At 51.3% G+C, this 15,213-nt stretch carries 10 protein-coding genes and 1 riboswitch; of the genes, 4 read left to right on the top strand and 6 right to left on the bottom strand.

Annotated elements, in window-relative coordinates; all coding sequences use genetic code 11:
• Positions 1-150: 150 nt before the first annotated feature.
• Positions 151-2,088 (top strand): transglycosylase SLT domain-containing protein, encoded by a 1,938-nt coding sequence (locus BW941_RS08465; RefSeq protein WP_084188774.1) that lies wholly within the window; start codon positions 151-153, stop codon positions 2,086-2,088.
• 116 nt (positions 2,089-2,204) lie between these two features.
• Positions 2,205-2,525 (top strand): Grx4 family monothiol glutaredoxin, encoded by a 321-nt coding sequence (gene grxD / locus BW941_RS08460; protein WP_068435309.1) that lies wholly within the window; start codon positions 2,205-2,207, stop codon positions 2,523-2,525.
• A gap of 94 nt (positions 2,526-2,619) precedes the next feature.
• On the opposite strand, the gene BW941_RS08455 is transcribed toward grxD, so the two are convergent.
• The 5 genes from BW941_RS08455 to BW941_RS08430 form a co-directional block, all read right to left on the bottom strand.
• Positions 2,620-3,822: a hypothetical protein gene (locus tag BW941_RS08455; RefSeq protein ID WP_076515145.1), complete on the bottom strand. Its 1,203-nt coding sequence runs from the start codon at positions 3,820-3,822 to the stop codon at positions 2,620-2,622.
• A 26-nt stretch (positions 3,823-3,848) separates the two neighbouring features.
• Positions 3,849-5,804: a TonB-dependent receptor gene (locus BW941_RS08450; RefSeq protein ID WP_175607883.1), complete on the bottom strand. Its 1,956-nt coding sequence runs from the start codon at positions 5,802-5,804 to the stop codon at positions 3,849-3,851.
• A 96-nt stretch (positions 5,805-5,900) separates the two neighbouring features.
• Positions 5,901-6,122, bottom strand: a riboswitch (cobalamin riboswitch).
• A 40-nt stretch (positions 6,123-6,162) separates the two neighbouring features.
• Entirely contained in the window at positions 6,163-8,106 is a 1,944-nt protein-coding gene (locus BW941_RS08440; RefSeq protein WP_076515144.1) for a two-component system sensor histidine kinase NtrB, read from the bottom strand.
• A 25-nt stretch (positions 8,107-8,131) separates the two neighbouring features.
• The gene (locus tag BW941_RS08435; protein ID WP_076515143.1) at positions 8,132-9,061 is read right to left on the bottom strand and encodes a ketopantoate reductase family protein; all 930 of its coding nucleotides are present in this window, start codon (positions 9,059-9,061) and stop codon (positions 8,132-8,134) included.
• 15 nt (positions 9,062-9,076) lie between these two features.
• A complete protein-coding gene (locus BW941_RS08430; protein ID WP_076515142.1) occupies positions 9,077-10,153 on the bottom strand; it encodes a hypothetical protein in 1,077 nt (358 codons plus the stop codon).
• A 176-nt stretch (positions 10,154-10,329) separates the two neighbouring features.
• On the opposite strand from BW941_RS08430, the gene BW941_RS08425 reads away from it, so the two are divergent.
• Together BW941_RS08425 and BW941_RS08420 are read left to right on the top strand one after the other, a co-directional pair.
• Complete coding sequence (locus BW941_RS08425; protein ID WP_076515141.1) at positions 10,330-10,815, top strand: YajQ family cyclic di-GMP-binding protein; 486 nt, start codon at positions 10,330-10,332, stop codon at positions 10,813-10,815.
• 5 nt (positions 10,816-10,820) lie between these two features.
• Positions 10,821-12,140 (top strand): MFS transporter, encoded by a 1,320-nt coding sequence (locus BW941_RS08420; protein ID WP_076515140.1) that lies wholly within the window; start codon positions 10,821-10,823, stop codon positions 12,138-12,140.
• An 11-nt stretch (positions 12,141-12,151) separates the two neighbouring features.
• On the opposite strand, the gene BW941_RS08415 is transcribed toward BW941_RS08420, so the two are convergent.
• Complete coding sequence (locus BW941_RS08415; RefSeq protein WP_076515139.1) at positions 12,152-15,202, bottom strand: error-prone DNA polymerase; 3,051 nt, start codon at positions 15,200-15,202, stop codon at positions 12,152-12,154.
• Between the last annotated feature and the right edge of the window lie 11 nt (positions 15,203-15,213).

The following is a 15,213-nucleotide window of genomic DNA, read 5'->3' as shown; positions in this document are numbered from 1 at the left end:
GGTGTTATTTTGAGCCAAACTCCGGTAGTGTCAGTAACAGAAAGTAACCAGCGGTGCGGGTTGTGCCAGATTACCATTGGTATTGTGTCTTCCTGGAATATAATAACTAACCTGTACAGACAATCTCTTTTCGGGGTCTTTGCGAAGCCGATGAGTAAAACGTATCTGCAAGTTGTCACTGGCCTGTTTCTGGGGCTACTCAGTATCACTGCGTCTGCGTTATCGGATGCGGAGTTCAGAACGTCTCTGGAAGCTGCTCGTCAGGGGCAGTGGAATAAGGTTTCTGAGAACGCATCGGATCATGTGCTCGCCCCTTATATTGAATACCATCGTATCAAGCGTAACCTGCCTGATGTATCTGCTGCGGATGTCAGAGCCTACGCTACTGAAAATGCGGATTCGCCTCTTTCACGCTGGATTGTACGCCATGCAACACTGACCTACGGTGCTGCCCGTAAATGGGACGAAGTTCTTTCTCTGAATGAATACGCACCGGCTGATGCCCCGGGGCGCTGCATTTATTACCGGGCGAAACTGATTAAAGATCAGGCGGCAGCTTTCGATGGCGGTCGTCAGTTGTGGCTTAGCGGAAGCTCGCGCCCTGAGCAATGCGATGACCTGTTCAAAGCCATGCTGAGCCGTGGCGAAATTAATGAGCAGGCGATCTGGCAGCGCGCTGTTCTGGCACTGCAGGCTGGTAACCGGAGTTTATCTGATTATCTGTTGCGTAAACTGCCGGCGGAATGGAAGGCGACCTCAAGAACCTTTCGTCAGCTCCGTACTTCGCCGGAGAAGCTCCTGACCCTGGATAAAATCTTTCCTGATGGCGTTGAACGCAGTGACATGGGATACGCTGTTCTTGCCTACCTTGTGCGCCGTCAGCCTGAAACCGTTGCTAAGCTGTATCCGCAACTGGCAGAGGCGGGTGTGCTGAGCCAGGCTCATCTTGAGCGTGTCGGAAATATGCTTGCTGCACGCAGTTATCGGTTTGACGCCGACGAGCGCCCAGAGATCGTCGACCAGCTCCTGTCAGACCTGGGCGATGGCAACCTTATTGGCCCTGTACTTCGTGAAGCGATCGCCCAGTCTGACTGGACTGCCGTGCTGGCTTGGACTGATAAAGTGCAGGGCAGTGAAAGAGAATCTGGATACCACATGTACTGGCGCGGTCGCGCACTGGAAGCGCTTGGGCGATCTGAAGCTGCTCATCACGCCTACACGAAAGCCGCCTCGGCCCGCGAATTTTATGGCTTTCTTGCAGCAGAAAAACTCGCTCTGCCTTATGAGCTGAAACAGACAAAGACCAGTCTGCAGGAAGGGCAGCTCGAAGCCGTTGCTGATTCACCAGCTATTGCCCGTATTCGTGCTCTCTGGGCTATCGGTGAAGAAGGGCTGGCGGCCGATGAATGGAATTTCACTCTGCTGCGTCATCCTTCTGATACGCCTGTGTATGCCGAGCTGGCGAAGCAGAATGGCTGGCCAGCATTGGCAGTGCAGGCGACGATTTCAGGACGCCACTGGAACTTGCTGGAGCATCGCTTCCCGCTGGCGTATCAGGATGAGTTCAGCCGTTGGGCAGAAGAGTATGACCTCGACCCTTCCTTGTTGATGTCAATCGCCCGGCGAGAGAGCGCCTTCAACCCTCATGCCCGCTCTCCTGTTGGTGCGCGCGGTCTGATGCAGATCATGCCGGCGACCGCGAAGCAGGTAGCCAGAGAGAAGAATCTGGTTTTACATGACGTCAATGAAGACCTGATGGACTATCGCACCAACATCCCGCTGGGCAGTTACTATGTTCGCTCTCTACTGGAGCGTTATCAGGGGAACCTGATTGCAGCTCTGGCCGGCTACAATGCTGGCCCACACAAGGTCGATCGCTGGCTGAAAGACGCGCCGGTGGCTTACGACCAGTTTATTGAAAGCATCCCGTATCGTGAGACCCGTGACTACGTCAAAGCCGTACTTGCATACCGCGTTATTTTCAGCAGTCTGAAAGGCAAAGAAGTAACGGCGGTCCTTGATCCTGACGAGCGTGTGTTTGCACAGCAGTTGTCTCAGGCTGATTCAGCGACCCCTGTGCGTAACTGAGCTCTGGCCCGTTCATATAATGAACCTGCCTCAGGTTTCATACCTGAGCATCATGGTCGGGATTATGGTAGACTGCCGCCAGTTTCAGTTAATACGAACAGTGAGAGACAGACGCTATGGATATCATGCAGGTCATTAAAGATCAGATCGAAAACAACGACATCCTTCTGTACATGAAAGGTTCACCGAACCAGCCACTGTGTGGCTTCTCTGCCCGCACCGTACAAGCGGTTATGGATTGCGGTCAGAAGTTTGCGTACGTTGATGTGCTGTCTAACCAGGACATTCGTGCGAACCTGCCTAAATACGGCAACTGGCCGACGTTCCCGCAGCTGTGGGTAAAAGGTGAGCTGATCGGTGGTTGTGACATCGTCACTGAAATGTACGAAAAAGGTGAGCTGAAGACTCTGCTTGAAGAAGCGGCACCAGCTGAGTAAACACCGCTTACAGAGCCGGATATCTGATCCGGTATACGTAACCCAAATAAGCCCGCTTGATGCGGGCTTTTTGTAACTGATTGACTGATCCTGGTCAGTCTTGGATTTCCATAAATTCGATCTCTCGGACTGGCATGGAAAACTCTAATGCTTCGCCCTGAACTTCAGCACTCTCGTTCAATACGTAGACATCAGGTGTTTCTACATTATCCAGGCTCACCCACAGTGTATCGTCCGGCCCTGACTGGATGACAGCAATCTTCTCGCCAGCAAAAGCTTCAGGTGTTACGTCAGTAAAGTTCGCAGGATTACTAATCGGAGCTGAGTAGATATATCCACGAGGGGCTTCGCCACCCTCCAGGTTGATCTGTACGAACAGGGTGTCATCCACGACTTCTACAGCCTGTACGTGGTAATAGGCACCGCTGTCAACGTCATTCAGTGCAGCGAACGTCGATCCATCAATCAGGGTGTCGACGGAGTAGTCACTGAGGCTGATGCGATCAAGAGCACCGGAATTGTCGCTGTAGTCACCGCGACCTGCTACATACAGGTAGTCATCTTCAATTGCCATTGCTTTGAGGTTATCAGCATTTAACTGAATACCTTTGAGTCCAGGTGCGCTTTCGTTGGTATCGATTTCTGTATTAGTAGCAATATCAATCACAGCGACATAAGAGTCCGATGCTACGGCATAGCTACTATCAGCATTTCCCAGTCGCTGTAGCCCGACGAACAATTTGTCCTCATGAACGAGTGCTCGCGTCATTCGAGGGTAAGTCGCATCCTCTGCTACATACTCGGACAGCTCGATCTCTCCGATGACAAAGTTTTGCTCATCAACAGCAGAAGGGTCAACAATCTGAATACTGGTTTTACCGTAGCGAATGACATATGCCTTGTCTTCTGCAACCTGAACGAACTGATGAGTATTGCTTGATGAACTTTCTGCTTCGGCGAGGCTGTAGGTATAGTCCGCTTGCAGGAAGTCGGCTGCTGCGTCGTAACGAGTCAGCGTATCAATATTAAATCTACCGATGTGGTAGAGATACTGCTCGTAAACATCGATGGTGTAGTCTGAGGCATCCTGGCTGGCGTAATTTTCAACGAACTCGCTTTCGCCGACTGTTCCAATCGCTATTTCGCTGGTTTTGTAATCTCCAGAGATTAATTGAGCAATGAAAATATGCCCCTGAATATCGTCGGTATCGACAGTGTTGCTGTCATTCGAAGAGTCGTCACCAAAACAGCCGGTTAACAGGGCTGCGGAGAGCGCAGTCAGTGCGAGTTTTTTCATGGTACTACCTCGTTTTTTAAGCGTATTTAAAAACTGATATTTGCCGAAACATAAATCTGCCGCCCTGCAACAGGTCGGTTTGAATAATCCCGGAACTGATTATTGGTTAAATTGTTTGCTGCTACTCTGAGGTTCCAGCGGTTCTGTTCAAACTGGTAAGTCAGATCGAGTGAGCGCCGGACATCGCCTTCACTGTTGTTTCCTGAGTCCAGATACAGGTTGCCCGCCAGCTCGTAATCCAGCGCCAGTGAATGACGTCGATAGTACGCAGTAAGGCCGAATAGATAGCGATCGTGATAAATTCCTGGTATCTGCTTACCATCGAAGGCGCGCACATCACTGATCAGTTCACTGGTGTAGCTTGCTACTGATAACGTCGGCTCTAGTGTGATTTCTTGCAGTCTTTCACTATGTACCAGCTCAACTTCAACACCTTGCATCGTTGAGTCGGACACATTGAGATAACGGCCGACACCGCGGCTGTCATAGATAGGCACTATGGTGTCTTTAGTTTCACGCGCAAAGACCGACAGCTTGATCTCAGATTGCTGGTTGAACAGGCGCAGATCCAGGCTGAGGTTATCGGCGGTTTCGGCTGTCAGGTCGTCATTGCCGAGCATTAAGCCTCTGTCTCCATAGCGCTCATAAAGGCTGGGGATACGGACGCTCCGTCGGGCGCTTAATGCGATCTCGCTGATGGCAGAAATATGCGAAAGAGAGGCACTGGCTCCCGTAAAGCTGCTCTTATCTTCTGTACGCGCGGCGTCTTCTGCGTGCGTACGCTCATTGCTGGTGTGATAACTGCGGTGATAAATGTTGGCGCTAGTGATCCAGGGAGTGCTGATTCGGTAGTCGGCACCTGTACTTAGGTTGAAGTTCTGCTGCTTTGCTGTCTGATCACAACTGCCTTGCAGGGTATTGCATTCGCGGCTGTCTTCATCGTTCACATAGCGGCTTTGATAATCATCAAATTCGGCCCGTACTCCACTTCTTAGTGTTAGTTTTCCGGAGCGCCATTGTGGCGATGTGGTGACTTCCGCATGGCGGAGTCGGTAGCGATTATCGTCTTCGCCTAAGCCTATGCTGCTTTCAGGATCACGATAGGATTCGTTTTTATGCGAAAGCGCAAATGACCAGGGCAGCTGGAATCCTTCACTGTCTGAGGCGCTCGCATTGGACGTTGTAAACCGGATTTCACGGGTGCTGTAGTGGGCTTTATTTACTGGTGAATTCCGAAAATAATCCGGGATATTTTTACGTTGATGCTGCCAGCTGAGTTGGCTGGTGATATCGCCTGTGGTCGCCGCAAGTTGCGCTGTGTGACGGAAGAACTCCGCGTTATCCAGGGATTCTTCAGTATTACGTGCATCGCCATTCCAGGGGGCGGGAACCGGGTAATCAAAATTATTTTTACTGTATTCGCTGCCTGCGTAGACCGAAATATGATTGCTGATATTGCCTCGTGCGGAGGCGCTGTAATATCCGTGGTTACCCACTGCTGCAGCGATTTGATTCTGATATTCCTGCTGGCGGGTAATGATATTGATCGTGCCGCCGATGGCGCTGTCATAGAGCCCTCCATGACTACCACTGGCTGATATTTCAACCCGCTCAATCATATCGACGGGAATCTGGCTGAGGTCGTAGCCACCGCCCTGAGCATCGTTTATACGGACGCCGTTGACGAGCATGGTCGTCTGCCGTCCGCTGGCGCCCCGGACAGAGAGCAATACCGGGTCGCCCAGGCCACCACTGTGCTGCACCTGCATACCTGTCAGGCTTTTGAGGTAGTTCTGAAGGCTGCCATAACGCGACTGAATGTCATCGCCACTGATGCTTGTCAGTCCAGTGTTACCTGTCCGGTTCGCTGTTTCGGTAATGGTTGGCAGCGTCAGAGAGCCGGGCGCGGACTCACCGTTCGCCCAGGCCAGAGCAGGACTAACAACAGATATGAAAAATACAGTTCGGAATGGAAAAGTCACAACAACATCCGCAGATGTTGCAGCTGGGATCAGCCAATGGAGACGCGCAGCGTGTTTCAGCTCAGCGTTGACCACCGACCTGTCGCCCACCGCAACATCGGTTAATCTTCACAGGCCGGTATCCGGGCTGACGACTGAAACCCTGAAGTTCAAAGGATTTCCGGCATTGATGCCTTCCCATGCTATGCACAGTGGCGTTGTATCAATACCTGGTCGATCACCGTTGCGGGGGCAGCGCTGGGTTTGTTGTGAAACTCACCAGTCTTCCCGTTTAACTTCTGTCTGGTGGACAGAGGCACCTGAATTGCGGTGGAGAGTACTCGTGGTGACCGGTTTGGTCAAGTTGAGGGCAGGTTGGTCATCCGTTTTCTTCGGCGGGAAGGCACAACACAAAGCAGGCTCCGCCAAGCGAACTGCGCTGATAACGGAGGCGCCCCTGATGGTGGGATGTAACGATAAAATACGATACCGACAACCCAAGTCCTGTGCCGTCTCCGACTTCTTTGGTTGTATAGAAGGGTTCGAAAATATGCGGTGCGACATCAGACGGAATGCCGGGGCCGTTGTCCTCAATTTCGAGGCAGGTCATGTTGTTCTGGCGACTGGCTCTGATTCGAACTTTAGGGTGCCAGCCCTCACCACCATTATATTCTTCCAGTGCCTGCTGTGCATTGCGCAGTAAGTTGAGTAGTACCTGTTCTATTTCACTGGGGACGCAGTGGATCTGAGCATCGCCGGCAGCTTTGTCGATGTCGAGATCGATATGTTTCAGCGACAGGTCGTTGTGGGCGATATTCAGTGTGGTATTAATGAGTTCAGTGATGCCGATGTCGCGTTTCTGGAGGTGATCGTTACGGGAAAATTGCAGCATATTGGCAACAATACGTGCCGCGCGTTCACCAGCGTTCTGAATATGGTCAAAGAACTGATCAATGCCTCTTCCTGTTAGGTACTGATTCAGAAGCTCCATACTTAACCCGAGTTCATCAGCAAGGCGCTGGTTCGCAGCCAGGCTCGGATCTAAGCGACGCCGTGTATTCTGCAGGTTTTGCAGAATGGCCCCAAGCGGATTATTAATTTCGTGGGCCATGCCGGCAGCCAACCCACCGACCGTCATCATTTTCTCCGTCTGAACCATGACTTCTTCCATACGCTGACGTTGAGACACATCGTCGATACGTATTACCAACCGTGCCTGCTGCCCACTATGCAGAGGATAAGCGAGTACGTCTGTGACCAGAACTTTTTCTGCAAAGCGTATTTTGACGCGTTCAGATTTCACCATGTGAGGTGTTTCGCCGGGAGTGGCCGGCATCAGGTTCAGTTTGCCAAGTTCTGGTATCAGTTGCGCCAGAGGCAGGCCGTTGAGTTGTGAATACTCCATGTTCAACCAGTCACCAGCCTGCTCATTACACTGAACGATACGATTACGGGAATCAAGCGCGAACAGGGCGGTTGGCATGGCGTTCAGGATACCGTCGAGCAGTGTCTGAGTGTTTTTCAGCTGCACTTCAATACTACGGCGGACGGAGACCTCTTTCGCCAGGTTTTCGTTCATCTGGCGGGTTTCCGTCGATAATCGTGTTGCGCGTAAACGGGCATGTTCTGCTTGCTGATGAGCTGTTTTCAGATGCTGAGTGCGTTGATTGCGGCGCCAGAAAAGATCGTTTAACGCCTCGATCAGAGGGTGAAGATCAGGGTCTCTGAGTTTCAGGGTAATGCGGCCATCGTCGTCGCGAGTGTTGGCTTCCCGAATGTCTTCAAGCAAATGCATGTAGGGGGTCTGCTGCCACTGCCGGGTCATCAGATACAACATAAATACGAGCATCGCCGATAAGGTAACGATAACCAGGCTGGTGCTCAGGGTGTCCATGTAAAAGAAGCCGGGCAGGGAGACATCGTTCCTGACAACTAAATCGAACTCGTCTCCGAGAATGGCAAAGCGATATTCATAGTAGTCCTCAGGGAGAGGCTGAGCATGAAGATTGGGCGCCAGAAGCGTGGGGCCTTCGCCTGAGTGGCTGTGCGCCAGACGTTCTCCACGCTCGTTGTAAAGCCCAGCCTCCTGAATCTGGTAGTGCTGTGCCATGTGATACAGGGTGGTCTGTACGGCCTGTAGCTTACCGGGAGAGGCTGCCATCTGGGCTTCAATGATATGCCCCATGGTGCGTGACAGGTCAGGCGCCAGATGTTCGCGGCCAATGCGTTCAGCGGCAATAACGTATGCGAGGGTTGCGACAAGGATGATGCCTGAACAAACCAGTACCATGGCGAGCATCGATTTCTGTCGCGCCAACATCATATGAACCGGCTTCCTTTTCTGCGCATTACCATGCTGCCTCCAGGGCAGAAATTGATTGGTACAGACTTTCTGTCAGCGGTGCATTCAGTCCATTTTGTCTTGCATGCTGCAGTAAGTACCCACAGATATAAGGTAACTCAGTTCGGCGCTGATGCAATACATCCTGAAAGGTTGACGATTGATTCTGAGCCGTTGCTGCAGCTACTTTCTCTGCCTGTTGTTGAATATCGAAACCGGTTTTCCAATTCAGTTGATTAAACAGTGTCGCTACTTCACTGCTGAGGGCGTTGAAGTCGCTACGCTTTTCTGAACTGGTCAGCAGTTCACCATTACGACAGCGATAGTGTGCAGTCAGTGGATTGATGATGGCATTGATGGCCAGCTTCTCGTGCAGGACCTGTTTTATTTCGGTGGCCAACTTCATGGCGGGTGGGAGTTGAGCCGTTCCAATGTCTCCTGACAGCTGCCAGCGTCCTGCCACTGTCTGCCCCTTGCCAGCGTAGCTTACGGTTCCGCTATCCGCCTTGTAGGCGCCTTCTGTGGATGAAGCTACCCAGAGTTCAGCGCTGATTCTATTCTGTTTTAACCATGCAGAAGCTTCTTCCTGCTGACCCATTCCGTTCTGAAGCAGAAGAATCCGGGAAGTGTTTTTAAGGTGATCTTTAAGATCACTTAAAATCTCTAATGTTGCAGCTGCCTTGGTTGTAACAATCAGCCAGTCGGCCTCTTCGCCACGCCAGAGGGGAGCGGAAAACGTGTCGACCTTGGGAGGGGTATCTGAGGCGCTGGCGGATGTTTGTAAAGAGAACTCTGTCTGTTGCTGGCGGTTGTGCGTAAAGAGCGCCTCAAAGCGACAGTGCCATGCTATCAGGGTGCCCAGAGCACCAAGACCCGCGACTACAATACGCTGGCGCTCGGTGGAACTCTGGGGAGGATGAATCTCAATATTCGTCATAATCCGATTATATGACTACTGATTCACAACGTCCTTACTTTCTGGCTTGTCGGCGTCTTCCGCAGTGTCAGCGGGGGCAATGGAACCGTTTTCTTCGCTGTCGGCGGAGGCATCATCAGTCGGAGTATCAGCGGGAAGTTGGTTTTGTGGAGACGCACTGGGTGAATCCGCAGGCGACCAGAGCGCACTCAGTTTATCGAGAAGCGACTGGGGGTGATCTGCGGGAATCCCTCGCAACCAAAACGGAATGGTGCCTTCATCTTCGTCCAGCAGCTCAGCAATGGTTTCATTGCTGAGCTGGCGTTTTTCCAGTAACCAGGCGACCAACGGCATCAGGCGCTGGTACTGTCGTCTGAACGATGAGTCCTGCAATGATTCCAGTGTAATCCCAAAGCGGCCGGCGATGAGTTGCAGGGCGTCGTCCCTCAGTCGCTTCAGTTCATTTGCGCTGCGTCCGGGTTGATTCATTTCAGCGCGTGCCTGCTGTTTCTCAGCCAATGCGGGGCGACCAAACAGAAGAAATTCCGGGTGGTTGCTTTCATTGAGATTGAGCTGTGTCACGTGCGGTGTATTCATAAGTGATTCGTAACGCAGCGAGCGGTTGTGCCGGGTCTGACAGAGCTGATTGAGCATGCGTCCACAGTCGATCCAGCCTGGCGGATTCAATGAGCGATAGTGATGATCGCTGCTCCACGAATACATGCTGGCATCAGGTACCAGATTTCTGCTGACAGGTAGCTGGTGGAGGGTAATGATGAGATCAGCGAGACACGCCTGCTCGTCAACGAGAACCGGACTGATCTCTTCTGAAATGACGGCCTTGTGGGCATCCCAGAGGCGTTCGTGCTGGTCAGTGAAGGCATCGCGTATATCGTCGATAATACCGGGCCAGTCGCGCTGACAATCAAGCACGCAATGAATCTCGTGATCGAAGAATACGTAGGCGAGGAGCGTTGATCCTTCAATATGACTGAGCAGCTGAGCAGCATAGTCGTACTCAAAGACAGAGCGGAATATCGCTTGCTGTCGGGCTCCGGTCAGCCGGAAGTAGTAAATTCCCGGGCCATGCAAAGTTTTCTGACGATTATCCATGCGTTGCTCTCAATATGCCTGTTCAGCGACCTGGACTATTCAATGCCTCGAATAGTGGTGCAGATATGCTCTAAGACTAGTGCGTTTAGCAAGTTTCGCCAGTCTCCGGGCAGGGCCTTTCTTTGCAATATCTCAGACAGCGCGGTATATATGGCGACATTTACAGGAGACTCAATATGCCATCGTTTGACGTAGTATCAGAAGTAGATAAGCACGAAGCACAGAATGCCGTTGATCAGGCGAACCGCGAACTGAGTACCCGTTTCGATTTTCGTGGTGTCAGTGCCAGCTTTGAGCTGAAAGATTTTGTTGTCACTATGATCGCTGATAACAACACTCAGCTTGATCAGATGAAGTCTATGCTGATCAGCGCCATGATTAAGCGCTCTATCAAAGCGAACTGCCTCGAATTTTCTGATCCTCAGGGAACTGGGAAACAGGTGAAAATTCTGGCAACCATGCGTCAGGGGATCGATAAAGATCTGGGCCGGAAGATAGCTAAGCTGATTAAAGACAGCAAAATTAAGGTTCAGGCCAGTATCCAGGGCGATACCGTGCGGGTGCAGGGTAAGAAACGCGATGATCTGCAACAGGTTATGGCGATGCTTCGTGGCGAAGAATCCATCGATATGCCACTGGCATTCAAGAACTTTAAAGACTGATATTTATGAGCGGGATGCCGCTGACGCAGCTGCTACGTGAACCTCGTCTGCGGATGATCTTTTTATTAGGCATCTGCAGTGGTTTTCCCTGGGTTCTGATTGGCTCGGCAATGACTGGCTGGCTGACCGATGCAGGTTTGTCCCGTACCAGCATCGGGCTGTTTGGTTCTATTTTCTTCGTATACGCCATTAATTTTCTTTGGGCGCCACTCGTCGATGGTTTTCAGCTGCCTGTTTTCAGGCGTTTAGGTGACCGCAAATCCTGGATTGTGTTTCTGTTGCTGGTAATGACACTGGCATGTTGGGGCATCAGTCAGATTTCTCCGCAGGCCAGCATGGTCTGGCTGAGCATATTGGCCATGACGATTGCACTGGCATCAGCGACCTGTGACATCGCTATTGATGGATTCAGGGTAGACAGTTTCGATCCAGAAGCTGAAGAGGCACTTATTCCCTATGCCGCGGCGTTCGCTACCAGCGGCTGGTGGACGGGATACAGCCTGCTTGGTGCGGCGGCGTTTTATATGAAAGGCCTGTCGTCGATGGACTGGGCCGATGTGTTTTTCTATCTGGCTATGTTTTGTCTCTTCATTACCGCACTGGTGATGGTATTAGTAGAGCGCGATAACCGCCGTCGCGAAAAACTTGAGAGTCGTGTTGCTGGTCTGAGTCTGCGTGCTCAGCTGCAGTTTACGCTGATTGAGCCTTTCAGAGCCTTGCTTCGCCGTTATGGCAGCACGATTGTACTTTTACTGCTCTCTTTTTTGTTTACGTTCAAAATGGGCGAGGCATTTCTTGGCCGTATGTCGATTACTTTCTATAAGGAAATCGGTTTTACAGACGCCCAGATTGCAACTTATTCCAAGATGGTAACCTGGTGGGTAACCATCGTATTCAGTCTGATCGGTGCGTATTTTAATCAGAAGCTGGGTATCTTCAGGGGGCTCCTGATCGGTGGTCTGGCGATGGCCGGAACCAATCTCCTGTTTGCCTGGATTGCCGTTACCGGGCCTCTGGAGAGTCTCTATCTGTTTGCTGTGATTGCGGATGGATTTACCAGCGCGTTTGCGACGGTTGTGTTGGTGAGCTTTGTTACTCTGCTGACTGACCGGGTATTTTCAGCGACTCAGTACGCTTTGCTGGCATCGATCGCGAATTTTGGCAGGACGACAGTGTCAGGTGCCAGCGGTTATGTGGTCGATTACCTCAACGGTGACTGGGCGACCTTCTTTGTATTAACCACCCTGATGGTCTTACCGAGCCTGGTGATTCTCTGGTGGTTGATTCGTCTGTTGCAGGCCCGCAACTTCTTGTCCCGTGACTAAGAGCGTAGCACTCAGTGGAAGTCGTGCGACTGTACTTTCAGCCGCTCCAGTGAACCACTCAGATCGAGTAGCCGGTATGCAATCATATGGGTAATGCCGCTTTCGGGGTCTTGCTCAACTTTGCCGTATACCTGTAATAACTGTGCATGAATCAAAGTATCCAGCTGACGTTTTGCCGTAGCCAGCCAGACCACAATATTCGAGCAACCGGTTTCATCTTCGAGCGTAATAAAGGTCACGCCTGCTGAGGTTCCGGGGCGTTGGCGACACGTGACAATACCGCTGATATAGCTTTCGTCTCCGTGTTTCAGTTGTTTTAAACCTTCTGCTGTCACACTGTTCCCTAAGAGACCCTGTTCACGCAGAACTTCCATTGGATGGCGCCCTAAAGTCACGCCCAGGCTCTGATAATCTTCCAGTAGATTATCGACTTCATCTGGCGCTGCCAGCTCCCAGTCTGTGGCTTGTGAAAGGTTCTCAATAAGGTCGGGTTGATAAGATGCCGCAGCGGGTTCAGCGGCTTGCCAGCGTGCATGGTAACGATGCTCACTGAGAGCACCGAATGCACCTGAAGAAGCCAGCGCCTCACGCTCTTTACGATTGAGCTGAGCAGCCTGGGTGCAGTCAGAAATGCTTTTGTATCCCGTCTCGGGTCGGGCTGCTAACACTCGCACCGCTGCCTCTTGGTTCATGCCTTTTACCAGACGAAAGCCAAGCCTGACTGAGCCATCAGGGAGTGCTTCGTGGTCCCAATGGCTGTGATTAACATCGACCGGATAAACCATAACCCTATGATGTCGCGCATCATTGATCAGCTGAGCTGGGCTATAAAACCCCATAGGTTGGCTATTGAGTAGGGCCGCCAGAAATACGCCAGGGTGATGACATTTCAGCCAGGCAGTCAGATACACCAACAAGGCAAAACTGGCGGCGTGAGATTCTGGAAAACCGTATTCACCAAAGCCTTCGAGCTGGCGCTGAATTCTCTCTATGTAGGCTTCTGAAAATCCATTTTTAAGCATGTTTTCACGCAGACGATTCTGTAGTCTGTGCATGTGACCTTTCTTTCGCCAGCTGGCCATGGAGCGTCTTAATTGATCGGCTTCAGAGGCAGTAAAGTCTGCGGCGACCATGGCAAAGGCAATGACTTGTTCCTGAAATAATGGCACTCCATGGGTGCGTTCAAGAATCGGCCTGAGCTCAGGGAGTGGATAATCTGCGGCCTCGTGGCCATTACGTCGCTTTAAATAAGGGTGCACCATATCACCATGAATGGGGCCCGGCCGTACGATCGAAACCTGGACCACCAGGTCGTAATAACAAGCTGGTTTCAGGCGTGGCAGCATATTCATCTGAGCACGACTCTCGACCTGAAAGACCCCCACGGAATCTGCTTTCTGCAGCATTTTATACGTCGCCGGGTCTTCACGCGGAATGTCACTGATCTGCATTTCTAAATGATTCAGGCTACGACGTATCGCTGTCATCATGCCCAGGCCAAGAATATCCACTTTCATCAGACCAAGCGTTTCCAGATCGTCTTTATCCCACTGAATCACCGTGCGCTCTTTCATGCTGGCATTTTCGACCGGAACTAATTCATGCAGACAACCTTCGGCAATAACAAAGCCACCAACATGCTGTGACAGGTGGCGAGGAAAACCCAGAATCTCTTGAGTCAGTGAACGAAGGCGTTGCGTTAAAGGGCTTTGATCGGAGTCTGGATAGACATGATCCATCCATTCGTGACCGTGATAGCGGCCAGCGTAGCGGGCAACAATACGGTCCTGCTCTGCAGTATTGACTCCCAGTGCTTTTGCGACATCACGCAAAGCACTACGCGGACGGTAACGGATGACAGTAGCTGCGAGTGCAGCACGCTCGCGCCCGTATTTCTGATATATGTACTGAATAACTTCTTCACGTCGCTGGCTTTCAAAATCAATATCAATATCTGGCGGTTCGTGGCGCTCTTCTGAAATAAAGCGTTCAAAAAGTAGTTGTACCTCTTGCGGATTTACTTCGGTCAGAAATAAACAATAACAGACCACGGAATTGGCCGCGGAACCACGTCCCTGACACATGATATTTTTTGAGCGGGCGAACTGGACGATATCGTAGAGGGTGACAAAGTAATGCTCGTATTCTTTCTGTGCGATCAGGCGAAGCTCTTTATCGATGGTTTGTTGGATATGAGCAGGGGTACCTTCAGGGAAGCGGATTGTCTGGCCTTTTTCTACCAGAGTTTTGAGATATTCCCGGGCGCACAGACCATCAGGAACTGAATCTGTGGGGTAAAGATAGGAAATTTCATCAAGATTAAATGTGCATTTATTAGCGACGCTGACGCTTTCCTGTAGCCAATGTTCAGGATAAAGATGTGATAATTTTTTAAGAGACCGTAAGTGACGCTCGGCGTTTGCGTATAAGCGATGTTTTATCTGCTGAACCGGTTGGTTCATACGTATAGCTGTCAGGCAGTCCTGTAAGCTGTGCCGTGACGGGTGGTGCATATGTACATTGCTCGCTGCGACAACAGGCAGGTCGAGGGTATCTGCCCAGCGGGCGATATCGATATAGTGATGGGCATCAAATTCATCCAGCGTCCGCTCTCCCAATAGCCACAGACGTTGATGAAAATGTCGGATTAATGCTGCGTACTCAGAGAGTATCTCTTGTTCAGCTGGCTGCCAGAGCAACAGACAATGTTGCAAATCAGTGAGCTGTGCGGGCGTAAACGTATAATGCCCTTTTTCTGCCTGACGCCGGCATTGAGTAATCAGTGTTGAGAGTTCAGCGTACGCTTTGCGCCCGGTAACGAGCACAATATAGAGGCCACTGGCGTGACGAAATTCGCTACCAATAATCAGCTTCAGTGACAGATTTTCTTCTTTAATGGCCCGGTGGGCGCACACAACGCCTGCGAAAGAGCATTCATCGGTCAGAGCCAATGCCTGATAGCCAAGATCAGCGGCTTGCTGGACTAATTCTTCGGGATGAGAAGCGCCCCGAAGAAAGGTAAAGTTACTCAGACAGTGAAGCTCAGCATATGGCGTAGTCACGGAGTGTCAGC

Source organism: Thalassolituus maritimus (assembly GCF_900156675.1).
GTDB classification, from domain to species: Bacteria; Pseudomonadota; Gammaproteobacteria; order Pseudomonadales; family Oceanobacteraceae; genus Thalassolituus; species Thalassolituus maritimus.
The sequence above is the reverse complement of the archived record's forward strand: the minus strand, read 5'-3'. Positions and strand labels throughout refer to the sequence as shown.